Consider the following 25591-nt stretch of genomic DNA (forward strand, 5'->3'; position numbering starts at 1 on the left):
AAATATAGTTTTATAATACAAAACATAGTTTAGTTTAACGAATTATATATCGGCTTTGAAGGAATACTAGTAGCGACTTATATCACTGTCTCAGAGAACTGATGGTTGGTGCGAATCAGTACATATACAAGCGTGAATTACAATTCTGGAGCTTCTTTCCCGTAATGCTTTTTATGCATGAAAAGAAAGACGGATCTTTCCGTTATCGTAAAGTGAGTGGTAAACAATTAGTTGTTTACAAATAGGGTGGTACCGCGATTTTTATCGTCCCTATCGGATTTTCCGATAGGGACTTTTTTGCGTCCATCCTCTTACACAATTTCATATATACGCGTTGAAAGAATCGCAGTAGTATCTTATATCCCTGTTACAGAGAGCTAATGGTCGGTGGAAATTAGCACATATATAAGTATGAATTACAATTCTGGAGCTTCTTTTTCGTAGTGCTTTTATGCATGAAGGAAAAGACGGAATTTTTCCGTTATCATTAATTGAGATGTAAGTATATTTTCACTTACAAATAGGGTGGTACCGCGATTCTTTCGCCCCTATCGGATTTTCCGATAGGGGCTTTTTCTATTTCTCACAGAAACATATGTTAAATAATTCCGAATCTTATGATAAAATTTTATAAGCGCTTACAAATAATGAAGGGAGGTGATACAAGCTATACGAAATCGATATTCAATTTTATAGAAAAAAAGGAGGATGTCTAAATGACAAAGAAAACAGAAATTCCATCGCATTTAAAACCATTCGTATCCACACAATATTATGATCAATACACACCGGTGAATCACGCTGTGTGGCGTTACATTATGAGACAAAATCATAGCTTCTTAAAAGACGTTGCTCATCCAGCCTATGTGAACGGACTACAATCATCTGGTATTAATATAGATGCAATTCCAAAAGTAGAAGAAATGAATGAGTGTTTGGCACCAAGTGGCTGGGGCGCTGTAACGATTGACGGACTTATTCCCGGCGTAGCATTCTTCGATTTTCAAGGACACGGATTACTACCGATCGCAACAGATATTCGGAAAGTAGAAAATATCGAGTACACACCAGCTCCAGATATCGTACACGAAGCCGCAGGGCACGCACCGATTTTACTTGATCCTACATATGCAAAATATGTGAAACGTTTTGGGCAAATTGGTGCAAAAGCTTTCTCTACAAAAGAAGAACATGATGCATTTGAAGCTGTTCGTACATTAACGATAGTAAAAGAAAGCCCTACTTCTACTCCTGATGAAGTTAAGGCTGCTGAAAATGCTGTAATTGAAAAACAAAACTTAGTTTCTGGTTTATCAGAAGCTGAACAAATTTCACGTCTTTTCTGGTGGACAGTAGAATATGGATTGATCGGAAATATAGATGATCCAAAGATATATGGTGCTGGTCTCCTTTCTTCTGTTGGCGAAAGCAAACATTGCTTAACAGACGCTGTAGAAAAGGTTCCATTTTCTATCGAAGCATGTATAGGGACAACTTATGACGTAACAAAAATGCAACCACAACTATTTGTTTGTGAATCCTTTGAAGAATTAACAGATGCGCTTGAAACATTTTCTAAAACAATGGCCTTTAAAACAGGTGGAAAAGAAGGTTTAGAAAAAGCAATTCGCTCTGAGAACTATGCAACAGCTGAGCTAAATAGTGGATTACAAATTACAGGTACATTTAGCGAGACAATTGAAAACGATGCAGGTGAATTAATTTACATGCGAACAAATTCGCCAACGGCATTAGCGCTTCATAATAAACAGTTAGCAAATCATTCTACTTCTGTACACAGTGACGGATTTGGAACACCGATTGGATTACTCACTGAAAATATTGCATTAGAAAATTGTACAGACGAACAACTACAATCATTAGGAATTACACTTGGAACTATCGCTGAGTTTACTTTTGCAAGTGGTATTCATGTAAAAGGAACAGTAACAGATATTGTGAAAAACGATAAGAAAATTGCTCTTATTTCCTTTATCGATTGCACAGTTACTTATAACGCCCGCGTTTTATTTGATGCTTCATGGGGCGCATTTGATATGGCTGTTGGCTCACAAATCACTTCAGTATTCCCAGGTGCCGCAGATGCCGCAGCATTTTTCCCAATGGATGAAGAAGTTCACGAAATTCCTGCTCCACTTGTACTGAATGAACTTGAACGTATGTATCAAACAGTTCGAGATATTCGAAGTGAGGGGATTTTACACGACGCGCATATCGATCAATTAGTAGCAATTCAAGAAGTATTAAATAAATTTTATGCGAAAGAATGGTTGCTGCGCCTTGAAGTATTAGAGTTACTTTTAGAGCATAACAAAGGGCATGAAACATCGGCAGCATTACTACATCAACTTTCTACTTTCACAACTGACGAAGCTGTAACTCGCCTTATTAACAATGGTCTTGCGTTACTTCCAGTAAAGGATGTGAAAAATGATGCTAAGATTAACTGAAGAAGAAGTTCACGAAGAATTATTGAAGGTAGATAAATGGATGGTAAAAGATGAGAAATGGATTGAACGAAAATATATGTTTTCCGACTACTTAAAAGGAGTCGAATTTGTCTCTGAAGCCGCCAAACTATCAGAAGAACATAATCACCATCCATTTATCCTTATCCAGTATAAAGCAGTTATTATTACTTTGTCATCTTGGAATGCAAAAGGTTTAACGAAACTAGATTTTGAGCTTGCAAAACAATTTGATGAACTATTTTTACAAAACGAAAAAGCAATTATAAGAAAATAAAAGGAGAAGCCTTTTTAGGCTTCTCCTTTTATTTTGAAATGGATACAATGTCCAAATGGATCCTCGACTTGTAATATTCCATCTTTGTACGTAGCAATCTTGCCAATATTTTTTAAGCTTTCACATACTTGCTCTTTTTGTTTTTCATTCGCTAGTACAACTGTGAAATATTTCAAACCAACAGAACCTGGCATTTGCGGTGGTACCCCTTCACCTTGCCATGTATTTAAACCGATATGATGATGATAACCACCTGCAGATACGAACAATGCTCCATTACGAGCTGGAATCGTTACTTCAAAACCAAGACCATCAACATAGAAACGTTTCGCTTCCTCTAAATCAGCTACATGAAAATGAATATGCCCCATCACAGTACCAGCTGGAAAGCCATTCCATGTACTTCCTTGCTGTAATAATTCTTCACCAGCTAACGGGTTACTAACAAATGGGAGTTCTCCATTCTCATCACGCCAAACTTCTTTTTGTCGATCATGATAAATTTCAATCCCGTTTCCATCTGGATCAGCTAAATAAAGAGCTTCACTAAAGTAATGATCGGCTCCGCCATGTAGTGGATATACCATCTCTACAAGATGACGAAGAACATTCGCTAAATCCTGTCTACTTGGTAATAAAATTGCGTAATGATATAACCCTGTTCTTCCTCTTTGCTTCGGAAAAGCTTCTTTCTTTTCTTCAATGATAAGAAGTGGTTCATCATTTTCATTCCCAAATGTAACGACTGCTTCTTCTTCTCTTAGCACCTTCATACTTAGTACTTCCGTATAAAACTCTAGTGATTTCTTTACATTAGATACGTATAAATGAACAACATCAAGTGTTGTATCGGGATGAAGTTGAAAACTCATCTTGTTAGCCCCCCCATTTAAATTAGTTCTTCTTTGACATTTTTTCTTTTAAGAAATTATCTACAAAACCATCAGCTTTTGCAACAAATAAGTATGCACCCATTGCTAATAATGCAAGTTCTAATTCGAAACCAGGATTTTTTCCATCTCCCAATAAACCAGCTGACCATTTCACTTTTACGATTGCTCCAACCATAACAAGTGCAAATAATAATCCAATATATCTTACACCTAAACCTAGAATTAATAATAGACCTCCAACTAATTCAAACGTTGCTACACCGTATGCAAGTCCTCCTGGTAAACCAATACTTGTAAACCATCCTGCAATATTGTCAATTCCTGATTGGAATTTTGTTAAACCGTGCATGAAGAATGTTACCCCTAACACGATACGAATAATTAAGTTACCAATATGTTGATTCATTTCATTCTCTCCTTTATAGTTTTCTTATACAAAACTTTTATTTACATTACAAAACATACACTAATTTTTTTTATTCGTCAATTCATTTTCACTGGGAAAAAATATATTTTTTTTGCTATGATACAAATAGTTGTTTACAAAAAGGAGCTTGATTTTATGAATATTGGTTCTGCAATACGTGAAATTCGTCAACGTAGAGGCATAACAATTGCACAAATTTGCGAGGGAACAGGTCTTTCTAAAGGATTTATGAGTCAGGTTGAAAATAATAAAACATCACCATCTATCTCAACTTTAGAAACGATCTCCAATTTTTTAAACGTTCCCCTTCCCTATTTATTGTTAGAGCAAAAAGATCGATTAAAAATTGTCAAAAAAGAAGAACGGAAATACAGTGTATACGGCAAAGATGAGCAAAGAATTGAACATGTTGCGGAGCAAGGGGGCCTTCGCCTATCTTTAGTAGAAATCCCTACTGGATTCCCGAAAGAAAACTCACCAAATGCCCATGAAGGGGAAGAATGTCACCTTGTATTACGCGGAAAACTAGAAGTTCAGCACGGTGAAGATATTGCAATTGTAGAAGAAGGTGATTCTTTCTCATGGAATGCATGCGTTCCTCATATTGTTCGTAATATAGGAGAAGAAACTGCATTATTACTCATCTCTAGTTATGCGGAAAATCGAAAACGTGTTTATTAAATAATAAAAAAAAGAAGCCTGTTAAACAGGCTTCTTTTTTATCCCCTTATAATTCCATAACTTGTCCCAACTAGTACAGTCTTTTCATGCTGATTGCGATAAACTGACTCGATTGAAACTTTTTTATAGCCTTCCATTTGCTCAACATTTGTTAAAGTTAGTTCACAAGTGATCGTATCTCCTGTGAAAACTGGTCTAATAAACTCACTTACTAATTCTCTTGCTATGTAATGTAACTCTTCTCCCACTTTCGTCCCAACGCTAGCAGTCAATAAACCATGAACCATTAATCTTCCATTTTCATCGTATTCCACATGGTGTCTACCTTTATCACCAGTAATATTTGCAAATTCAAAAACTTCTTCCTCAGTAAATCTTCTTTCATATTTAAATACATCCCCAGCTTTTACACTCATTTTTATCCCCCTAACAATAAACAGAATTTTCTTTTATTTTATCATAAAACGAGCCTCAATCCATTCTCTATTATCAAAAGTCTCAAAATTACCTCGCTATACTTTTTTACTTTCCATTCATTTATCGGTGACCATCTCTTTTCGCGACTTGGTATCCATAATACGCACATGTTCCGTTTCTCGATAGCTCTCTAACTTCAAATCCACAACTTCTATAAAAATCAAAATTGTTCGCTGATGTATGCGCAAACCAATCACCGTGGGGAAGTTTTTGCAGGCAAAGAGCTACAAGCTTCTTACCTAATCCCTTCCCTCTATATTCACACTTCACAACTAAATTTACTATGTTCGCAATCATAATTCCATCAGAAATGACTCTAACCATCGCAACCATCTCTTCCTCATCCCAAATTGTGAAAGCCCATGTTGAATTTTCGAATGCTATCGTAAATTTTTCAATTTGCCAAGAAGGGATATTATCATTACTCCAACCGGCATCTTCAAACAAAGCTTTAATTGCATATGCTGGTACACTACTCGTTCCCTCACGAATAATAAGTCCATTATGATAAATGTACATGTAACCCCTCCCTTTATTTTCATATACCATTCTTCAAAAAATGTAATTTACCTTTAAAAAAGTAATCTTTTCATCCAACACGCTTAATAGAATAAACTAGAACATCGATTCCATGAAATGACGTTGTTTTCTCATAGCTGAGCCCTGTTTTTCTAGCAACAAATATTGAGGCCGGATGATTCGGATTAATAAGAGAAATTAATTTATTCATTCGTAATGCTTGGAAACCATAGTCACGAAATGCTGCCGCCGCTTCTTTTGCATACCCTTTTCCCCAATACTGAGGAAGTAACCAATAACCAATTTCAATTTCCTCTTTTCCATCTATCTTCTGCTGTATCAGCCCTGCATGACCAATTCTTGTTCCCGTTTCCTTTTCAATCAATACAAATAAACCGAGACCGTTTTTATAGCTAGGAATCACCCATTCCTCCAGACTTTTTTTACACTGTATATATGTTTTTAACGTCCCATTTCCAATATAGCGCATTACCTTCTCGTTCCCCCATAGTGAAGCGTAGAACTGTAAATCATCCATTGTATATTTGCGAATTTGTAAACGTTCTGTATGAAACATGCTGGCACTCCTTTCCACTAATTTGTTCTTAATTTCACGATCATGTTTTGTATGTATACGAAATGTTACTATCTATTATAAAGTGAAACTTTAATTAGTGGGGAATTTTGTTCATCCCCACTGATTATTAGCCTTCACCAATCGGGCGTTTACGGGCAGTGGATCTCCCGTCTAACTTCTTTACTTTAGCTGAATTTTTAGGCGGGAGTCTTACTGCCTGGAAAATAGCGGGATAAATGAACCAACATAAAAACACAGAATTTTCATTCTTATAAACCTAAAAAAAGCAGTAGACAAATATTGTCTACTGCATCCATATCATAACTAGCATAAAGAAAACTACAATTGAGGGGGGTGTAGGATTTTCAAATATACTAGATACTTATCCCGTTCTAACGGGCGGTAAACTTTCCAATTTTTTCAAGTGAAAAGTTTACCGCACATAAGAACTTCATTCATTAAGATAGTATTGCTAAATAATCATATACACGCTTAGATTTCTCTCCACCCATTCGTGCATGCTGAAGAAGAGAAATACCATGAGGACCAGATGCATGCAATGCTTCTGGTTGAGCTACTAAAATAGCTTGTACAATTTCTAATTCACCAAGCATAGCTGCTGCAAAAATATCCATCCGAGCACCCTTTTCTAGTAAATAAAGAGCAATATCTTTACGACCTACATGTGCCGATGCCCCTAACGCACTTTCCCAATCTGATCCACCCCAATTATAAGAGGCGTGAAGTAAGCTTGGCGATTCAGCCAATAGCTCTTGTACTTTCTCTAAATCCCCGTGAGCTGCCATAACAAATTCTCTTACTAATTCAGTGGTAATACGCTCTTCTGTTTGCATCGCTCTTCTCCCCTTTTAGAAATTCGTTTCGGTGTAAAAAACGGCTTGTCATTTCCTTGAAAAATATCTACTTCTATGCCAAATACATGTTGAAACATTTCATGGCATAGTACTTCTTCTGGTATACCATCATACTGAATCTTTCCTCGCTTTAATACAAGTAAACGATCGCTATATTGAGCAGCTTGGTTAATGTCATGTAAAACCATTATAATTGTCATTCCAAACTCCTCATTTAATCGTTTCACAAGTTCCATTACTTCCAACTGGTGAACGATATCTAAAAAGATTGTTGGTTCATCCAATAATAAGACATTTGTACGTTGCGCTAGCGTCATCGCAATCCAAGCACGTTGCCGTTCCCCTCCTGATAAAGAATGTAAAAGACGATATTCATACCCTTCAAGATTTGTAACAGACAATGCCCAATCAACAATTTCTTGATCTTCTTTATTTAAGCGGCTACTCCATGATTTATGTGGACCTCTTCCGAACTCAATTAGTTCTTTCACTGTCAAATCTAATTGATGATCATGCATTTGTGGTAACATCGCTAATTGCTTCGCTACATCAGCACTCTTCATCATATGAATATTTTTCCCATCTAAAATGATGTCCCCTTCGCTTTGTTTCAGTAGCCTTGCTATTAAACGAAGCAAAGTAGATTTTCCCGATCCATTCGGACCAATTAAACTAACGATTTCTCCAGCCTTAATATGTACATTCATATTTTGCATTTGAAATCTTTCAGAGTGTGCATAAAACACTTTGTTAACGGAAATCACGTTGTTTTCCTCCTCTATGAATTAAATATAAGAAGAAAGGACCACCTAAGAAGGACAGTAAAATACCAACAGGCAATTCGATTGGGTCAAACCAACTTCGAGCTATTGCATCCGCAAAAACAAGTAATACCCCGCCGCCAAGGCATGATAAAGGTAGCAAATATCTATAATCATTTCCAACTAATAAACGTAGCATATGTGGTACGACAAGACCGACAAATCCAATAAGACCAGACACACTTACTGCAATTCCAGCTAATAATGTACTTACTACGATTAAATAAAACCGACTTTTTTCCACATTATGTCCTAATAACTTTGCCATTTCATCTCCAAGCATTAACACTCGAATATGCTTAATACCAAAGAAAGCTAATATAATGGCGAATATTGCATAATAAATAATCATGTTTAAATGTGCCCAACTTACACCACCAATACCGCCCGCTAGCCACGGTAACACGGATTGTACTTTGTCACTATGTAATAACATTAAAGCTGACGTTGCTGCACCAATTAATGCATTGATTGACACTCCTACTAAGACGATTCTTGAAGGTGGTGCCCCTTTTTGCCATGATAAAGCATAAATAACCATCGCTGTTATGAAAGCTCCTAAAAACGCCCCTAGTGGTAAAAAAGCTAGATGCTGTGGGAATAAAATCATGATGACAATTGCTACAAGGCCTGCCCCAGATGAAACCCCGATAATACCAGGATCTGCAAGAGGGTTTCTCATAACCCCTTGCAGCAGTGTACCAGATGCAGCTAAACATGTTCCTACTATAAACCCAACGAGAACTCTCGGTATGCGAAGATCCCATACAATTCGATGAACTGTCGAACCTTCATCTTGTATACCTGTTAGAATGTCTCGTACAGAAAAGGATAAACTTCCTGCGAAAAGACCATAAAAGAGGCCTAGAATTGTTAATACAACTAAAGTAACTGCTATTATCCATCTTTTTTTCGCAAAAGGATGTTCCTTTTCTCTTACTACTTCACTACTTTCCATACGTATCATTTCCTTACATCTTGTATACTTTTATACATAAAGTCCATTGCTTCTGTAACTTTTGTTCCAGGATTCGATCCAAATAAATCAGGTGGCAAAATAACTACGCGGTTTTGTTTTACTGCATCTAAATTTTTCCACGCTTCATTTTTCATCATTTCGCCTTCGAATGCTTTTTTTACACTATTTGGATCCCCGTGTGTAATTAAATAAATAACATCTGGATCCGCCTCAATAATGCGTTCTACACTTAGCTGTGCATATTGCGGATATTCTTTCATTTCTGGAAAATCAGAAGCAATATTTTTCCCGCCTGTTTTTTCTAAAATATCACCTGATAAAGATGTTGGTAATGCCGCTAAATAAGTACCTGGTGCGCCATACACTAGCAATGCTTTCACATCGCTCTTTTTCTCATATTTCTTCATTTGATCATTCATTTTTTGATTAAGTTCTTTTGCTTTCTCTTCTTTCTTCATTACCGTTCCATATAGTTCAATATTCTTTTGAATATCTTGTACAGAATTCGCAGAAGAAATGATTACTTTCGTTCCTTGTCCTTCAACCGTTGGCACATTCTTTTGGAACCCATTGTTAGCAACAAGTACATCGGGCTTTAAACTAGCAATTTGCTCAAAATTCGGTTGATGTGCATTCCCGATTACTTGCGCTTTCTTTAACTCCTCTGGAAGAGTTAATTTCGTATCCGGACGACCTACTATTTTTCCACCTAAAGCATGAATAATATCCATATCCCCCATACTTAATGTTGCAAAACTCTCTGGCACTTTATCGAATGTTACCTTTCTTCCTGATAGGTCGGTAATTTCGATTTTCTCTTTTCCTTTTTCTGTTTTGGTTGCAGATGCTTTTTCGTCCCCTTTGGCACTGCAACCTATTAACAAGAAAAAAATAGATAAAATCGCTGTAAATAGCGTAATAGATTTTTTCATTTCTTCACCTCTAATTGATAATGATAATCATTAACTATTACTCTACTTTAATTGATAAGGATTATCATTGTCAATATGAAACCCATACATTTTTCTACAAAAAACAAAAAGCGCGACAAAAAGATTCTTTCTTTTCGCCGCGCTCTAGTTAACAATATTATTCACATTCATTTTCCTCTAGCTGGTCACGCATCACTTTCACACGCTGAAAGAAAAAGAACGATAAACTTAAAAATATACCGATGCTCCCCATCATAACAAAAAATTGGATTGTCTCTTTTGCTCCATTTGGAATCAACAAGCCAACCATTAACAATGTACTTACAGCGAGAAGAATTTGTCCGAACCGAGTATAATCTTCTATTTTCCCTTGTAATTCTTTCATTAGATTCTCACTCCTCCATTTCACTGTATCATATTCTATGAAACTGAAAGACCAGTAAATACAGCCATTCTGGGAGATGTTTTCCAACAAAAAAAGAGCCGCTTTACTGCGGCTCTTTCATAACCATTACTCACCTTTATATGCTTGCATATAAATTTCTTTCAGCTCTGAAATAAGCGGTAACTTTGGATTAGCAGTTGTACATTGATCTTCAAAAGCCCTTTCTGCTAATACTCCAATAACCTCTTCAAATTGCTCTTTATCTACTCCTTGCCCTGCAATACTCATATTAATATTCAAGCTTTTTCCAAGCTCAATAATTGCTTGGACGAGTGATTCCACACCTTCTGCTACTGAGCTTGCTGGAAGCCCTAGCATTCTCGCAATATGTGCATAGCGTTCATCTGCTACAAAGTACTCATATTTTGGGAACAATGCGTGTTTTCTTGGGTTAATAGCATTATAACGAACTACGTGCGGCATAAGAATTGCATTTGCACGTCCATGCGGTATATGGAATTCTGGTCCAATCTTATGTGCTAAGCTGTGATTAATACCTAGAAAAGCATTTGCAAATGCCATCCCTGCAATTGCAGAAGCGTTATGCATTTTTTCTCTTGCTTCTTCATCATTTCCGTCTTTATATGCTCTCGGTAAATATTTAAATACGAGATCAATAGCTTTTAATGCTAATCCATCTGTATAGTCATTTGCCATAACAGACACATACGCCTCAATTGCATGTGTTAAAACATCCATACCAGTATCCGCTGTTACGTGTGGTGGTACTGTCATTACAAATTGCGGATCAACAATTGCTACATCTGGTGTTAATTCATAATCTGCGAGCGGATACTTTATATTATTTTTCTTATCTGTAATAACCGCAAATGGTGTCACTTCTGATCCTGTTCCTGACGTTGTTGGAATGGCAACAAACTGTGCCTTATTTCCTAATTCCGGGTATTTACATGTGCGTTTTCTTATATCTAAAAACTTCTGTTTAATGCCATAGAATGTTGTTTCTGGATGCTCATAGAACAACCACATCCCTTTTGCTGCATCCATAGCTGAACCACCACCAAGTGCGATAATTACATCTGGCTGAAAGCTTCTCATCATTTCCGCACCTTTAAAGACAGTTTCATCTGATGGATCTGGTTCGACCTCATAGAAAACTTCAACTTTCACATCATTTGCATGCTTGCGTAAATAGTGCGCGACTGTATCGACATAGCCATGTTCAACCATTCCAGGATCCGTTACAATAAATGCGCGTGAAATGTTAGGCATATTTGCTAAATACGCTGTAGCATGTTTTTCAAAATAAATCTTTGGTGGCAATTTGAACCACTGCATATTCTTTTTTCTATTTGCCAGCCTTTTTATATTTAATAAATGAGTCGCCGTTACATTTTTAGAAACTGAATTCTTTCCGTATGAACCACAACCAAGTGTAAGTGATGGAATAAATCCGTTATATATATCCCCTATTCCACCTTGTGATGAAGGTGCATTTACAATGAGACGGCAAGCTTTCATACGTAATCCAAATTGCTTTTGCACTTCTTTATTTGTAGAATGAATAACTGCTGAATGTCCTAAACCACCGAGGTTCAACATTTCTTCGCAATATGTAAATCCTTTTTCTAATGAATTCGCCTTCACACAGGCTAATACTGGGCTCAGTTTCTCACGAGATAACGGGTATGCTGCTCCGATACCTTGAATTTCAGCTACAAGCATTTTTGTATGTTCAGGAACAGTAATCCCAACTAATTCGGCAATATACTGTGCTGATTTTCCTACAATATCACTATTTACTGCACATGTATTTTCATTTATAACGAGCTTTTCTAATTTTTTTCTTTCTTCTTCTGTTACAAAGTAACAATTGTTTTCAATCATTTCTGTTTTAACATCATCATAGATTTCTTTATCGACAATGATTGCTTGTTCCGATGCACAAATCATACCGTTATCAAATGTTTTCGATAAAATTAAATCATTAACAGCTCGTTTTACATGTGCTGATTTTTCTATATAACACGGTACATTACCAGGACCTACACCTAGCGCTGGTTTTCCAGTAGAGTAAGCTGATTTCACCATACCAGCGCCTCCAGTTGCTAGAACGAGTGCCACACCCTCATGGTTCATTAATTGTTTCGTCGCTTCGACAGACGGTCTTTCAATCCATTGAATACAATGTTTTGGTGCACCAGCTTTCATTGCTGCATCATATACGGTTTTCGCTGCTGCCACCGAACAATTTTGTGCAGAAGGATGAAATGCGAAAATAATTGGATTTCTCGTTTTTATCGCAATCAACGCTTTAAACATTGTTGTCGACGTTGGATTCGTTACTGGTGTTACCCCAGCTACTACACCGACAGGTTCTGCAATTTCTATTATTTCTTCATGAGGATCTTCGTGAATAATTCCTACCGTTTTATCTTGCTTTATACTATGCCAAATATATTCAGTGGCAAAAATATTTTTAATGCATTTGTCTTCATAGACACCACGGCCTGTTTCTTCAACAGCCAATTTTGCAAGTGGCATATGTTGATCAACACCCGCTAGTGCCATTTCATGAACAATGTTGTCAATCTGCTCTTGTGTAAAACTTTCTAATGCTTGTAAAGCTTGTTGACCGTTATTTACTAACGTATCAATCATCTCTTTTATCTCTTGCATTTCATTTACAACTTTCTCTTTGACTACCATGTAAATTTCCTCCTATTCTGTTATCACGGTCTTTATAAGTCCCTATAGGTCATAATAAGTCCCGATTAGCGAAAAAAATAGAGTTACCGTCCTACATGAATCCCATTGTTTGTGAAACATTTCACAAGTTTACTCGTGAATAACATTTCATGAATTCAATATACATGAAATCATTTCATTTGTGTATGTCTAATTTGTGAAAAATTTCACAAATTAACGTAATAAAAATGCACTGCTCCACATTAGCAGTGCATTTTTATTATGCTAGCGCTTGTGCTAAATCTTCAATTAAATCTTCACCATCTTCAATACCGACAGAAATACGAATTAATGTATCTGTAATTCCTAATTCTTTACGGCGATCTGCTGGGATTGATGCATGTGTCATTTGAGATGGAATAGAAATTAAACTTTCTACTGCTCCTAAGCTTTCAGCAAGTGTAAAGTATTGCAGTTTCTCAAGTACTTTATTTAATGTTTCCTCACTATCTACATCAAACGAGATAATAGCACCAAATCCATTTGCTTGTTCTGTTGCTAATTCGTGGTTTTGATGTGATTCAAGACCTGGGTAATATACTTTATTTACTTTTGGATGATTATTTAAGAATTCAGCAATAGCGCGTGAATTCGTTTCATGTTCTTCCATACGAATTCCTAATGTTTTTAAACCGCGAAGTAGTAAGAAGCTATCTTGTGGTCCAAGAATACCTCCTGTTGAGTTTTGTACAAAGTGAAGGTCTTCTGCTAGTTGTGGGCTATTTACAACTACTAGACCTGCAACTACGTCACTATGACCTCCTAAATATTTCGTTGCACTATGAAGCACAATATCTGCTCCTAAAGAAATCGGCGACTGCCAATATGGCGTCATGAATGTGTTATCAATAATTGTTAATAAGTCTTTCTCTTTAGCAAGAGTAGATATTTTCTTAATATCAGTAATTTTTAGTAATGGATTCGTTGGTGTTTCCACATAGATCGCTTTCGTATTTGGACGAATTGCTTCTACAACTTCCTCTAAGTTTGTTGTGTCTACAAATGTATGTTCAATACCGAAGCGGTTTAATACTTTCGTAATAACACGATACGTTCCACCATAAACATCATCTGTTAAAATAACGTGGTCACCTTTTGAGAACAACATAATTGTCGCTGTAATAGCAGCCATTCCAGAACCGAATGCAAATCCAGCATGACCATTTTCTAATACAGCAATCATTTCTTCTAAAGCTGCACGTGTTGGGTTACCTGTACGTGAATATTCATATCCTTGATGCTTACCAACCGCTTCTTGTTTGTACGTACTTGTTTGATAGATCGGTACGTTTACAGATCCAGTTGAAGGTTCTCCTATGCGAATACCATGAATTAACTTTGTCTTTGCTCTCATTTTTTATTCCCATCCTTTGTATATGTCTTTACTTAAATAGCGCTCACTACTATCAGGAAAAATGGTTACAATATTTGTACCTGGTGCTGCCTTCTCTGCCTCAAGTAAGCTCGCATGAAATGCTGCTCCTGAAGAGCTCCCAACGAGAAGTCCTTCTTTTTGCGCTAATTCTTTCACTCGTAAAAATGCATTTCGATCAGAAATCGTATGAATTTCATCAAAATAAGATGTTTTCAAAAATGGCGGGATAAATTCCAGTCCAATTCCTTCGGTCTCATGTGAACCAGCCTTACCACCATTTAAAATAGATCCTTCTGGCTCTACGATAACTGTTTTAATATCTATATTTTTTTCTTTCAAATAAGATGCAGTCCCCATAAACGTACCGCCAGTTCCTGCTCCAGCAACAAATATGTTAATTTCTCCATTCAGTGCATCCCAAAGTTCAGGACCTAGTGTTTTGAAATAAGCACGCGGGTTTGCTTCATTCGCAAACTGACTTGGAGAGTATGAATTCGGTATTTCATTTACTAATTCTTTTGCTTTTGCAATTGCACCGGTCATTCCTTGCTCAGTCGGTGTATGCACGACCGTTGCACCTAGTGCTTTCATTAATTCTTGTTTTTCAATACTAAATTTCTCTGGTACACAAACGATAACACGTAAATCATGTTCTAATGCTGCAAGTGCCAGTCCAATACCAGTATTCCCAGCAGTCGGTTCAATAATTGTTCCACCTTGGGTAACAAGCCCTTTTTCTAGCACATCTTCGATTAATTCTCTTCCTAAACGATCCTTAACGCTTCCGCCTGGGTTATAAAATTCAAGCTTTGCAAATAAGCGGACCCCTTTCGGAAGTGAAAAACGAGTAATTTCTACAATTGGTGTATGACCAATTAACTCATGAACTCCACGATATACATTCATCGTGTTCTCCCCCTTGTTTGCCAATAAAGAAAAGGCAACTGTATGTATTTTCTTTATATGAGACAGTTGCCTTTTTGTTACATTACTTTAACTCTTCTAACACTTTTACGATAAAGTTTGTAGAATGAAGAGCTGCTTGATCTAAAAACTGATCAAATGAAACATTTGATTCTTTACCAGCAATATCAGAAAGTGCGCGAATGATAACAAACGGAACTTCATATTGGTGGCATACTTGTGCGACAGCTGCTGCTTCCATTTCTACCGCATAAAGATTTTCAAATTTATCACGGATGGCTGCAACGCGGTTCGGATCACTCATAAATGAATCGCCTGTTGCAATCATGCCTTTTACAACTTGAATATTTTCTTCAGTTTGCATACATTTCTCAGCTAATGCAACTAACGCCTCATCAGCTTTAAATCCAGGCGGCATTCCTGGTACTTGACCATATTCATAGTTAAATGCTGTTACATCTACGTCATGGTGACGAACTTCAGTGGAAATAACTACATCACCAACGTTTAGAGAATGATGGAATCCACCAGCTGAACCAGTATTAATTACTTTTTCAGGCTTATATTTTTCTAATAAAATTGTCGTTGACATCGCTGCGTTTACTTTACCAATACCAGACTTTAACAAGATTACTTCATGTCCTGCTAATAGTCCTTTCGTAAATTCACAACCTGCAACCGTTTCTGTCTCTGCTTGTTCTAATTTGTCACGTAAAATACGTACTTCTTCTTCCATTGCTCCAATTACAGCAATTCTCAATCTAATCCCTCTTTCTATTGCTTAGTTGCCTCCATTACCCAAACGAAATGATTTAATCTCGTAAACGTTACATGGAAGCCATTGTTTTCAAAAATAGTCTGCATAACTGGAATACGTGTATAGTATTCCGTTTGCAAATCGTTTGCTAACTGGTGAAAACCTCTTTGTTTTGCTGTTTCAACAGTTTTATCATATGCATCTTGATCTGCAAATATCGTATCAGCAAACACTATTTTACCACCTTTGTTTAGCAATTGACTATACTTCGCAACCGCTACATTTTTTTCATCATCTGTTAAATGATGAAATGCATAGGTGCTTACAATGGTATCAATTGAATTTGGGACTTCAAACGAAAGAAAATCACCTTCTGTAATCGAAAATTCTTTTGGCAATTTCTCTTTTGCAATCATACGCATTTCACGCGACGGTTCTATACCGTAAACTGTGCGGCCAGCAAGTAATAATTTATTTGTTAAATTACCTGTACCGACACCAAATTCTAATACATTACCAAATGACTTGTTAACTACATCCTCTAGAATATCCTCATAATGGGCGAAAACTTCTTTATATTGTATATCTTCGCCTTGTACGAATGAGTCGTACGTATGAGCCCACTCATCAAATAAACCATTAAATTCTGTGCCCATAAAAATTCCCCTTTTTCTTATCGGTTTTATCAGTATGATATTCCCTCTTTCTAAAAATGTCAATTGAAATGTACATGGTATTTCCTTCTTTTCTTTGTTACACTATAGTTGATTACATAGGAGAGGGGCCGTCTTCATGTCATTTACCTTTGAAATGTTAGAAGATAAAGTAGAATTTTTTGAAGCGGGAGACTTAGCTTCTTTAGAACGAAAAATTAGTGAACAAATCGATAATAATAAAGCACTTATGCTTGAAGTCCATCACATCTCACATCAAATGGTTATGGATCCTGAAAGCAAAAGACCTTATTATAGCGCGGTTGTTCATTTTAAATTAAAGAAATTGCGTTAACTAAAAAAGAGAAGCTCCTAAGGAGCTTCTCTTTTTTAGTTTAGAGTTTGAACAAGTACTGGTTTCCAGCCCTCATTGTCTACCCAATCAATATTTACGTAATATCTTTTTCCACTTTGCTTATCTTGAACGTCACCATAAGCTTTGCTCTTTCCAGTTTTGTCTCTTCCAACAAAATGGAATACTAATTGCTCCTTCGGTACTTCAATACCTGCAGCAATTGCACTTTGCATCTCATTCCAATCTGATGACCCCTGTTTAAACGTCATCGCTGGTGATGAACCTTGTTCTGTTCCTACAGCTTTCCAAGAAGGTTTTGTATAAGCCTCTTTTGCCTTGGATACAGTTTTTTCAGCTGATACTTTCTCGTTAGCTTTCGCTTCTTCTTCAGCTTTTTTCTTTTCTTCCTCAGCCTTTAACTTCTCTTCTTCAGCTTTTTGCTTAGCTTCTGCTTGCTCTTTTTCTTTTTCTTTTTTCTTAGCAGATTCTTTATCTTCTGATTTTCCAGCTTTCTCATTCTTTGTTGTTTGTTGAGAGACTTTCTTATCAGTAGAAGATGCTTGCTCTTTCGTACTAGGAACGAACAATTGATATGCTACAATAGCTACTAATAGTAATACAATAGCGATTGCAATATTTAAAACACCGTTTTGACGACGTTTTTGTTGTTTCTGTTGGAATCTTGATCCTCCTGCCATTCTCCAAACCTCCATGCAGTTTTTCCTAATTGCTATTGTAACATTAAATCTAGAAAGGTTGAACATTTACAATGATATTTTCATGAAATGAAAACAATTCACTATAAATTGCAAGATTACTTTTCATTCTCCAATTGATAGATTGCTCCTACCATATCTTTAAAAATAGGTGTGACTTTATTCACTTTGTTATCAGTCTCTAGATCAACAACAACTAAAGCATATCTTGGATTCTCATACGGAAAATAACCTGCAAACCAGCGATTCACCCTCGTCCCTTTCCCTGTTTGCGCTGTCCCGGATTTTCCAGCGACACTGAGCGGCAACGAGCGGAATGCCGTTCCTGTTCCTTTCTCCCTTGTTACAACGCCTCTTAATAACTCTTGTAATGTTTTCACTGTTTCATACGAAAGCTGTTTTCCATGTAACGTATGGTTCTCAAATGTAAAAAAATCCGCTCCATTTTTATATACTATTTTTTCAACAGCTTTCACTTCCATCTTTTCTCCATTCCTCGCAATCGTCGCCATCATATTAGCAATTGCTAGAGGTGATATACGTACATCTTTCTGTCCAATCGCTGTTTGCTCTACCGCTTTTTTACTATTTTTGTTTTCTTCATTCCCCCAAATAGTAGAGCCTTTTTCTTCTGGCATTTGCTCGAAATGAGGTGTATGAAATACAGAACCTTTCCATCCGACCTTTTCATTTGCTCCTAAAGCTGCTACGTATGTTTCTAGCACCGTTCTATCCTTTTGTAATAGCTCGTTACCTAACTCGGAAAATGTCCTGTTACAGCTCCTAGCAAAGCTCTCTTTGAAGTTAAGTGTACCCATCATAACTTGTGGGTCGTTTTCACCATATAAATCTTTATTACAATTAAATGTCCGATTAAACAAATTTACTTTTTGATCAATGACTGCAGCTGCAACTACTGTTTTAAAAACAGAGCCTGGAAAATGCGGCGTTAACATTTGATTTTCAAGTGTAGTTTTATATAAATTCTCATCCCTTACTTGTAAAGACGGCTTACTAACCATCGCTAATATTTCATTTGTCTTTACATCAAGTAATACTAATCCCCCCTTCTTTATTTCGTTTGCTTCAATCACTTCTTCTGCTTTTTGCTGCAACTCTTTATGTAAAGTAGTTTGAATCCTAACTGGATAAAATGGATTTCCTGGTGAAGTGTATTTCGCTTGCTTTCCGAAAATTGGTTCTCCTTGCCGATCTACTTGATATAATACTTTTGCCTCTCCATCAGTCAATAGAAATTCATCAAATGATTGCTGTAATCCTGAAATACCTATCGGCGTTTGTTTTGAAATTTTTTTCACTTCTCCATATCGCTTTTGAAATTCTCTTTCGTTCTCCCCTACATCACCAATTAAATGATTTATCTCCCCAGTTTGTTTTAATCGCACTTCAGCTGCTACAATACCTAATACATGTAATTGATTCACCTTCTCCATCTGCTCTCGTGTCACTCGAAATGGAGCAGTTTCCCCTTGCAGTATAAATGCATTTTTTTTATTTTTCATTTGTCTTCTGATCTCTTGTCTCGACACACCAATGATATGCGCGATTTTCTCTAACATGTCATTTTTTATTTGTAAAAATGGAAAAACAATTAAAACAGGATACTTTTCCTCACCTATTTCTTTACCACTACGATCTATAAACTGCCCACGTCCATCGTCTACTGCAATGGATTGCGTACGTTGCGTAACACTTTTTTCAATTAAATTTATTTTGCGATCAGTAAATGATTCTGTATCTATAATTTGGATTTGAATTAAACGACAAAGCAATAAAAACATAATGCCCATAAAACAAATTAAAACAATTGTAATTCTCCGTTTTATTTTCATAAAAAAACACCTCGTCTATTATAGTTTGGACGGAGTGTTTCATCTTTTATACAAATAAAAAAATCACTCGTTTTTACACGAGTGATTTTTTTATTATTTTACAGAGACAATCTCTACTTGCATTTCTCCACCTGGTGTTTGGATTGTTACTTTCTCACCAATTTGCTTACCTAATAAGCTTTTTGCGATTGGAGAATCGTTAGAAATTCTTCCTTCAAATGGATCAGCTTCCGCGCTACCTACGATTGTGTACGCTTCTTCATCTCCGTTTGGTAATTCTTTAAATGTTACTGTTTTACCTAATGTAACAACAGTTGATACTTCGCCAGTATCTTTAATGATAACTGCATTACGAATCATATTTTCTAATTGTGTAATACGTCCTTCTACGAACGCTTGCTCATCTTTTGCTGCATCGTACTCAGAGTTCTCAGAAAGGTCCCCGAAGCTACGTGCGATTTTAATACGTTCTACTACTTCTTTACGTCTTACTGTTTTTAATTGCTCAAGTTCGTTCTCTAGTTTTTGCTTACCCTCTTGCGTCATAGGGTATGTTTTTTCTGTTGACATATTTTCCACTCCTTTTATATACCAATCCCCCGAAAAAAAGAGGAGTTCCATATGAAAACTCCTCCGCTTCCATTGTTAGCGGAGGTTTCTAGTACCCTCGCACTAGCGGAGTTGTCACATACAACCCCGTATTTCCAATTCTTCTTTATATCAAGAAGATATGTATGGAAAGTTGATATAAATATGCCCTCACCTATATATAGATGAGGTTGCATGTTTCATTGTATTCGATGGGAAGGGAAAAAATCCCTTCCTACCGTATATCTTTTACTATGCTATTACAAATTTACTTTTTGTTCAAGAATTGTTGCAATTTTTGTCACCATAATATCAATTGCAACGTGGTTTTGTCCACCTTCAGGGATAATAATATCCGCAAATTTCTTAGAAGGCTCAATAAATTGATTGTGCATTGGACGTACAACATTTACGTACTGATCAATAACTGAATCCATCGTACGACCGCGCTCTTTAATATCACGCTGCATGCGGCGCAGAATACGAAGGTCAGCATCCGTATCAACGAATAATTTAATGTCCATTAACTCGCAAAGACGTGGGTCTTCTAAAATAAGAATTCCTTCTAAAATAATTACATCTTTCGGCTCAACTGGAATAATTTCTTCTGAACGCGTATGCAATGTATAGTCATATACAGGCTTATCAATTTGCTCATATGCAAGCAACTGCTGCAAATGTTCAATTAACAGATCATTATCAAACGCAAGCGGATGATCATAATTTGTTTTTAAACGCTCTTCCATTGGTAAATGGCTTTGATCTTTGTAATAATAATCTTGCTCTAAGATTAAAATAGAATGACCTTTAAAATGGTCAAAAATCGCTTTCGTTACACTCGTTTTACCTGATCCCGAACCACCAGCAATTCCAATTACAACAGGCTTATTCGTCCCCATTCGACTATCACTCTTTCTTATTGAAGTATGCTTTTGCGCATCATATTATTCACATACACTCGTTGATCCACTTTGAATTTCACGATTTGCAACGGATGTCTCGCTGCATCTAATTCGTTTCCATCCTCATCCCAAATTTTCTCCACCGTTTGCGTAAAGTTTTCTATTTCTGGTCCAAAGAACTCCACTTCATGTCCTGGTTTGAAATGATTACGTTGCTCAATCGTTACAATGCCCGTTTCTTCATTATAATCTAACACTAAACCAGCAAAATCATACGTTGTTTTCTTACTATGATTTCCAAACATTTGCTCTTGATGTCCTGGAACCCCTTCAAAGAATGCAGGAGCTGTATCACGATTTGCACATTTATCAAGCTCATCTAACCATTCTTGTTTAAACTCAAAGTTATCTGGATCCGCACAATAAGCATCAATTACTTTACGATATACAGTTGCTACAGTCGCTACGTAATGGATTGATTTCATACGTCCTTCTACCTTTAAGCTATCGATTCCGATTTCAATCATTTTCGGAATTGATAAAATTAAATTTAAATCTTTTGGACTCATCGCAAAGTGAGCATCTCCTTCTTGGAATAGAGGAAGCTCTTTTGCATCTTTATGTTGTGATACTGTTTGAACTAAATCATAATCCCAGCGGCAAGATTGGCAACAACCACCACGATTAGAATCACGCGCTGTCATATGGTTACTTAATGTACATCTTCCTGAATATGCGATACACATTGCACCATGTACGAATGCTTCAATTTCAATATCCACTTTTTCTTTAATTTCTTTCATTTCTTCATAGCTTGCTTCACGAGCTAATACAAGACGATGTAAACCTTCTTCTTTCCAATACTGTGCTGCTTTCCAGTTGGATAGTGATTGCTGTGTGCTTAAATGCACCTCAACAGAAGGCGCTACGCGTTTACAAGTCTCAATGATAAGCGGATCAGCAACGATAATTCCCGTTACGCCAGCTTTTTCAATCCCTTTTAAATATTCCTCTAGCCCGTCCATATTTTCATTATGTGCAAAGATATTTGTTGTTACATATATTTTCGCTCCATACTTCTTTGCAAACTCAACGCCTTCTGCCATTTCTTCTAGCGTAAAGTTACCTGCATTCGAACGAAGACCAAATTCTTGTCCACCTAAATATACAGCATCTGCCCCGTAATGGATAGCTACTTTTAATTTTTCTAAGTTACCCGCAGGGATTAACAGTTCAGGTTTCTTCACAATAACACGTTTGCCATCGATCACTCGTGAAATTTCTTGTACAGTCATTTCCTACACCCTCCTCGTTTAGTAAACCGTTTCTTTAAAGAAGAATCCTGTATCTAACGGACGATTTACTGGTTGCATTTCTTCTATTCCTTTATATAGATCATCTTTCACGTCATAATATGCATCACGATCTTCTACGCATAAATCGATCGCTTGACGATATTTCTTCGTTACTTCAATAATGTATTCAGAACTTTTTAGTACACCGTCGATTTTTAAGCTATCAACTTCAGCTTCGATTAGTTCCTCTAATTCATCGATGAAACAAATATCGTTCGGACTCATAATGTGAGTACCATTTTCATCTTCATAAATTGGATATTTATTGTTACGCTCTGGGTCATATAAGAACATATTCTCTTCATATTTTTTCTTTTCAATGTCAAGATTACGTCCTTGATACTCAAAGTAGTTTCCTACTAATGAACGCTTCGATTGGAACATACAAGTCATACCGTGAATTTGTACTTCTAGTTCCACTTCAGCATTTTCTTTTAAATCAACAATTTCATCTAAGCTCAGCTCACGAGCTAATACAGCACGCTTCGCTCCTCTTTGTCCCCAGTAATTACAAGTGAACCAGTTTGTTGCTGTCGTTTCTGTATTCCAGTGCAACTGCATATTTGGTGCCACTTCGCGAACAGCCATTAATACCGCTGGATCTCCGAAAACAATTGCATCTACATTTACTTCATTTAAAAATGAAACGTAATCTGTTAATTCTTCTACTTTATCGTTGTGGAACATAGCGTTCATTGCTACGTATACTTTCACACCATTTTTATGCGCAATCTTCACAGTTTGTTTTACATCTTCACGTGAAAACTCCCCTGCTAAACGTAAACCAAACTTTTGCTCACCGATCATTACCGCATCTGCTCCTGCTTTCGCAAGAAGTTCGATATCCGCCACCGCTCTTGGCGTTACTAACAATTCAGGTTTCTTCATACCTTGGTCACCCTCTCTTTTTACTAACAGCTACTCCATCACCAATTGGGAAAATCGTTGTATCATATCCTTCATGGTTCATAAGCCACTCATTGTACGTCTTAATACGACGGATTAAACCACGTGTACGTCTGTTTTCAATTTTCTCTTTTGTCGTTACAAGACCATGGTACATAACATTATCTGAAATAATTACGCCACCAGGATTTAATAACGGTTCATATAAGTCAAAAAAGCGACGATACTGTCCTTTTGCTGCATCAATAAAAATAACGTCAAATGTCCCGTGTTCTTTTACTTGTTCACCTGTCTCTAACGCATCACCGTAAATAACTGAAATACGATCTGTTACTGGGGAACGTTCTATATATTCAAGTGCTTTTTCATATCGCTCACGATTGCGCTCAACTGTCACAATACGTGAATTTGGAATAGCTTGCATCATACGAATACTAGAATAACCGATTGCTGTTCCAAGTTCTAAAATGCTTTTCGGTCCAATTAAACGTAAAAATTGCAGCATAAATTCCATTCCAAGTCGATCCATAATCGGCACATGATTTTCTGTTGCATATTCTTCCATTTCAAGAATTAATTTATCTTTCGGATCAATAAATGATAATAGGTACTCGTTAACTGCATCCTCCATAAATGGTCCTCCTTATTTACATGGAGAAGTGCCTCTATGACGTCTTTTCCCACATAGAATGCAATAAAAATACAAGCCAGCTTTACCCTTAGCTTGTACGTCCCGTTTTGATATTAAAAACGATTCTTCTGCCAGTTTTTAACCCGATATATTTTACCACAAAAAAGAGGGATGTGCGACTTTTTTCGCTATCCCTCCCCATTTCACTGTTTTTTCGTAATGTATTTTTGCTTTAATGCATTATGCTCTTCTAATGTTTTCGCATAGTACACTTCACCACTTGGTGCAGCTAAGAAATAATAATAATCTGTTTGCGCAGGTTCTAACGCAGCTTCCACTGAATGTTTACCAGAGTTTGCGATCGGCCCTACCGGCAATCCTTTTACAACATACGTATTGTACGGTGAGTTGACCTTTAAATCTTCGTATAATACACGTTGTTTATGCTTTCCAAGTGCATATAATACCGTTGGATCCGTTTGAAGCGGCATACCTTTTGCTAAACGATTATAAAAGACACTAGAGATCTTTTGACGATCTGTAAAACCAGTTGCCTCTTCTTCAATAAGTGAAGATAATGTTAAAAGCTGATGAACATCCCAGTTCTTCGCTTTCATTTTCGCCTCATTTTGAACAATGATTGCATTTGTTTTCTCAAGCATTGGAATTACAATTTCTTCTAACGTCGTATCTTTCTTATAAAACGAATACGTCGCAGGATATAAATAACCTTCTAATGGGTATTTAATATTACTATCAAAGATTTTATCCGTTAATAACTTCGGATACTTTTGCTGCATTTTTTGAATAAATGCTTTATCGTTTAATTGACGCGTAACATCATCTTTATTCCACTTTAGTTCTGCCGCAATCGCTTCTGCAATTTCAGTTACTTGCGCCCCTTCTTTAATCGTCACTTTATAAAGAGCTGGACGATGCACGTCGCCAGATGACATTTGTTCGATAACATCTTTAGCATTCATCGAAGGATTTAATAAATATGTACCTGCTTGTAAACTTTTCGATTTAGCCTTTGTATAAAAACTAAAAACTGTACCGTTTTTCACAGCGCCTTTTTCTTCTAAAATTTCTCCAATTTTACTTGTAGATGCTCCTTTAGGAATTTCTACTTCAATCTCTTTTTTATTCCCGCTATCAACTGGTCCTAATGCGGATGAAATATACGCATAGACTGAACCACAAACTAAAAGCAGTGCAATAATCGAAAATAAAAAGATGCGTCTACGCTTCTTTTTCACTTGATTCTCTATCAAAACATTTCCTCCTTACTTAATTGTAGACCGTATGTACACCTTTCTATACAGCACGATGTAAAAACGCAACAAATTCACTTATCTTTTTTAATAGACACTTTATTTTTCTACAATCCGTCTCATTATACTACAAAGACTTACACAGTTTCGACAAAAAATCTTTCATTTTACATATAAATACAAAAAAAGATGGACTGTATG

General features: G+C 36.5%; 27 protein-coding genes and 2 other annotated features. Of the genes, 4 read left to right on the forward strand and 23 right to left on the reverse strand.

The features are described from left to right. Nucleotides 1-46 precede the first annotated feature (46 nt). Nucleotides 47-275: a binding site (T-box leader), on the forward strand. A 50-nt stretch (nucleotides 276-325) separates the two neighbouring features. Beyond that, nucleotides 326-553 (forward strand) — a binding site (T-box leader). Nucleotides 554-716: 163 nt separating this feature from the next. Both ACTJJY_RS05395 and ACTJJY_RS05400 read left to right on the forward strand, forming a co-directional pair. Continuing rightward, nucleotides 717-2471, forward strand: coding sequence for an aromatic amino acid hydroxylase (locus ACTJJY_RS05395; RefSeq protein ID WP_440605139.1), 1755 nt, complete (start codon nucleotides 717-719; stop codon nucleotides 2469-2471). Beyond that, the gene (locus tag ACTJJY_RS05400) at nucleotides 2452-2766 is read left to right on the forward strand and encodes a 4a-hydroxytetrahydrobiopterin dehydratase (protein ID WP_000979537.1); all 315 of its coding nucleotides are present in this window, start codon (nucleotides 2452-2454) and stop codon (nucleotides 2764-2766) included. Before ACTJJY_RS05395 ends, ACTJJY_RS05400 begins: the two co-directional genes overlap by 20 nt. 14 nt (nucleotides 2767-2780) lie before the next feature. Here ACTJJY_RS05400 and ACTJJY_RS05405 read toward each other — a convergent pair whose 3' ends face one another. Continuing rightward, nucleotides 2781-3638, reverse strand: a complete 858-nt coding sequence (locus ACTJJY_RS05405) for a VOC family protein (protein WP_000009848.1) — start codon at nucleotides 3636-3638, stop codon at nucleotides 2781-2783. 22 nt (nucleotides 3639-3660) lie between these two features. Then, nucleotides 3661-4065 (reverse strand): DoxX family protein, encoded by a 405-nt coding sequence (locus ACTJJY_RS05410; RefSeq protein WP_001071553.1) that lies wholly within the window; start codon nucleotides 4063-4065, stop codon nucleotides 3661-3663. 156 nt (nucleotides 4066-4221) lie between these two features. Here ACTJJY_RS05410 and ACTJJY_RS05415 point away from each other — a divergent pair, with 156 nt between their 5' ends. Continuing rightward, nucleotides 4222-4767: a helix-turn-helix domain-containing protein gene (locus ACTJJY_RS05415; RefSeq protein ID WP_001020693.1), complete on the forward strand. Its 546-nt coding sequence runs from the start codon at nucleotides 4222-4224 to the stop codon at nucleotides 4765-4767. A gap of 38 nt (nucleotides 4768-4805) precedes the next feature. Here the strand turns inward: ACTJJY_RS05415 and ACTJJY_RS05420 are convergent, their stop codons facing one another. From ACTJJY_RS05420 to ACTJJY_RS05480, 13 genes are all read right to left on the reverse strand, one after another. Next, nucleotides 4806-5183 carry an enoyl-CoA hydratase gene (locus ACTJJY_RS05420; protein WP_440605140.1) on the reverse strand — a complete coding sequence of 126 codons (378 nt, stop codon included), beginning with the start codon at nucleotides 5181-5183 and terminating at the stop codon, nucleotides 4806-4808. 121 nt (nucleotides 5184-5304) lie between these two features. Then, nucleotides 5305-5763 (reverse strand): GNAT family N-acetyltransferase, encoded by a 459-nt coding sequence (locus ACTJJY_RS05425; protein ID WP_000276127.1) that lies wholly within the window; start codon nucleotides 5761-5763, stop codon nucleotides 5305-5307. A 70-nt stretch (nucleotides 5764-5833) separates the two neighbouring features. Continuing rightward, complete coding sequence (locus ACTJJY_RS05430; protein ID WP_141542485.1) at nucleotides 5834-6412, reverse strand: GNAT family N-acetyltransferase; 579 nt, start codon at nucleotides 6410-6412, stop codon at nucleotides 5834-5836. A 386-nt stretch (nucleotides 6413-6798) separates the two neighbouring features. Further along, nucleotides 6799-7194: an ankyrin repeat domain-containing protein gene (locus tag ACTJJY_RS05435; RefSeq protein ID WP_029443341.1), complete on the reverse strand. Its 396-nt coding sequence runs from the start codon at nucleotides 7192-7194 to the stop codon at nucleotides 6799-6801. After that, nucleotides 7161-7979 (reverse strand): ABC transporter ATP-binding protein, encoded by an 819-nt coding sequence (locus ACTJJY_RS05440; protein ID WP_440605141.1) that lies wholly within the window; start codon nucleotides 7977-7979, stop codon nucleotides 7161-7163. Before ACTJJY_RS05440 ends, ACTJJY_RS05435 begins: the two co-directional genes overlap by 34 nt. Beyond that, complete coding sequence (locus tag ACTJJY_RS05445; protein WP_002082127.1) at nucleotides 7966-8994, reverse strand: FecCD family ABC transporter permease; 1029 nt, start codon at nucleotides 8992-8994, stop codon at nucleotides 7966-7968. Before ACTJJY_RS05445 ends, ACTJJY_RS05440 begins: the two co-directional genes overlap by 14 nt. A gap of 5 nt (nucleotides 8995-8999) precedes the next feature. Next, a complete protein-coding gene (locus ACTJJY_RS05450; protein WP_440605142.1) occupies nucleotides 9000-9947 on the reverse strand; it encodes an ABC transporter substrate-binding protein in 948 nt (315 codons plus the stop codon). A gap of 157 nt (nucleotides 9948-10104) precedes the next feature. Then, a complete protein-coding gene (locus ACTJJY_RS05455) occupies nucleotides 10105-10332 on the reverse strand; it encodes a YrhC family protein (protein ID WP_377824031.1) in 228 nt (75 codons plus the stop codon). 126 nt (nucleotides 10333-10458) lie between these two features. Further along, nucleotides 10459-13062, reverse strand: a complete 2604-nt coding sequence (adhE, locus tag ACTJJY_RS05460; RefSeq protein ID WP_440605143.1) for a bifunctional acetaldehyde-CoA/alcohol dehydrogenase — start codon at nucleotides 13060-13062, stop codon at nucleotides 10459-10461. Between the two features lie 259 nt (nucleotides 13063-13321). After that, nucleotides 13322-14455, reverse strand: a complete 1134-nt coding sequence (locus tag ACTJJY_RS05465; protein ID WP_001201921.1) for a bifunctional cystathionine gamma-lyase/homocysteine desulfhydrase — start codon at nucleotides 14453-14455, stop codon at nucleotides 13322-13324. A 3-nt stretch (nucleotides 14456-14458) separates the two neighbouring features. Next, on the reverse strand, nucleotides 14459-15382 hold the full coding sequence (locus ACTJJY_RS05470) for an O-acetylserine dependent cystathionine beta-synthase (RefSeq protein ID WP_440605144.1): 924 nt from the start codon (nucleotides 15380-15382) through the stop codon (nucleotides 14459-14461). 82 nt (nucleotides 15383-15464) lie between these two features. After that, nucleotides 15465-16160: a 5'-methylthioadenosine/S-adenosylhomocysteine nucleosidase gene (gene mtnN / locus ACTJJY_RS05475; protein ID WP_001217027.1), complete on the reverse strand. Its 696-nt coding sequence runs from the start codon at nucleotides 16158-16160 to the stop codon at nucleotides 15465-15467. Between the two features lie 14 nt (nucleotides 16161-16174). After that, complete coding sequence (locus tag ACTJJY_RS05480) at nucleotides 16175-16813, reverse strand: class I SAM-dependent DNA methyltransferase (protein WP_000536323.1); 639 nt, start codon at nucleotides 16811-16813, stop codon at nucleotides 16175-16177. 136 nt (nucleotides 16814-16949) lie between these two features. On the opposite strand from ACTJJY_RS05480, the gene ACTJJY_RS05485 reads away from it, so the two are divergent. Next, a complete protein-coding gene (locus ACTJJY_RS05485) occupies nucleotides 16950-17165 on the forward strand; it encodes a YrzA family protein (protein ID WP_000010984.1) in 216 nt (71 codons plus the stop codon). 35 nt (nucleotides 17166-17200) lie between these two features. Here the strand turns inward: ACTJJY_RS05485 and ACTJJY_RS05490 are convergent, their stop codons facing one another. The 8 genes from ACTJJY_RS05490 to mltG all read right to left on the reverse strand — a co-directional run bounded on the left by ACTJJY_RS05490 (nucleotide 17201) and on the right by mltG (nucleotide 25390). After that, on the reverse strand, nucleotides 17201-17863 hold the full coding sequence (locus ACTJJY_RS05490; RefSeq protein ID WP_000897094.1) for a YrrS family protein: 663 nt from the start codon (nucleotides 17861-17863) through the stop codon (nucleotides 17201-17203). Nucleotides 17864-17979: 116 nt separating this feature from the next. Then, nucleotides 17980-19734, reverse strand: coding sequence for a peptidoglycan D,D-transpeptidase FtsI family protein (locus ACTJJY_RS05495; protein ID WP_440605145.1), 1755 nt, complete (start codon nucleotides 19732-19734; stop codon nucleotides 17980-17982). Between the two features lie 93 nt (nucleotides 19735-19827). Beyond that, on the reverse strand, nucleotides 19828-20304 hold the full coding sequence (gene greA / locus ACTJJY_RS05500) for a transcription elongation factor GreA (protein WP_000102591.1): 477 nt from the start codon (nucleotides 20302-20304) through the stop codon (nucleotides 19828-19830). A 278-nt stretch (nucleotides 20305-20582) separates the two neighbouring features. Continuing rightward, on the reverse strand, nucleotides 20583-21221 hold the full coding sequence (udk, locus tag ACTJJY_RS05505; RefSeq protein WP_000537078.1) for a uridine kinase: 639 nt from the start codon (nucleotides 21219-21221) through the stop codon (nucleotides 20583-20585). 17 nt (nucleotides 21222-21238) lie between these two features. Continuing rightward, a complete protein-coding gene (locus tag ACTJJY_RS05510; protein WP_000217974.1) occupies nucleotides 21239-22519 on the reverse strand; it encodes a peptidase U32 family protein in 1281 nt (426 codons plus the stop codon). Nucleotides 22520-22537: 18 nt separating this feature from the next. After that, nucleotides 22538-23467, reverse strand: a complete 930-nt coding sequence (locus ACTJJY_RS05515; protein ID WP_440605146.1) for a peptidase U32 family protein — start codon at nucleotides 23465-23467, stop codon at nucleotides 22538-22540. A gap of 7 nt (nucleotides 23468-23474) precedes the next feature. Continuing rightward, the gene (locus ACTJJY_RS05520; RefSeq protein ID WP_000389102.1) at nucleotides 23475-24116 is read right to left on the reverse strand and encodes an O-methyltransferase; all 642 of its coding nucleotides are present in this window, start codon (nucleotides 24114-24116) and stop codon (nucleotides 23475-23477) included. Nucleotides 24117-24319: 203 nt separating this feature from the next. Beyond that, nucleotides 24320-25390: an endolytic transglycosylase MltG gene (gene mltG / locus ACTJJY_RS05525; RefSeq protein ID WP_440605147.1), complete on the reverse strand. Its 1071-nt coding sequence runs from the start codon at nucleotides 25388-25390 to the stop codon at nucleotides 24320-24322. Nucleotides 25391-25591: the final 201 nt, after the last annotated feature.

Origin of the sequence: Bacillus sp. 22475, from assembly GCF_052044835.1 — a bacterium.
GTDB lineage: Bacteria > Bacillota > Bacilli > Bacillales > Bacillaceae_G > Bacillus_A > Bacillus_A cereus.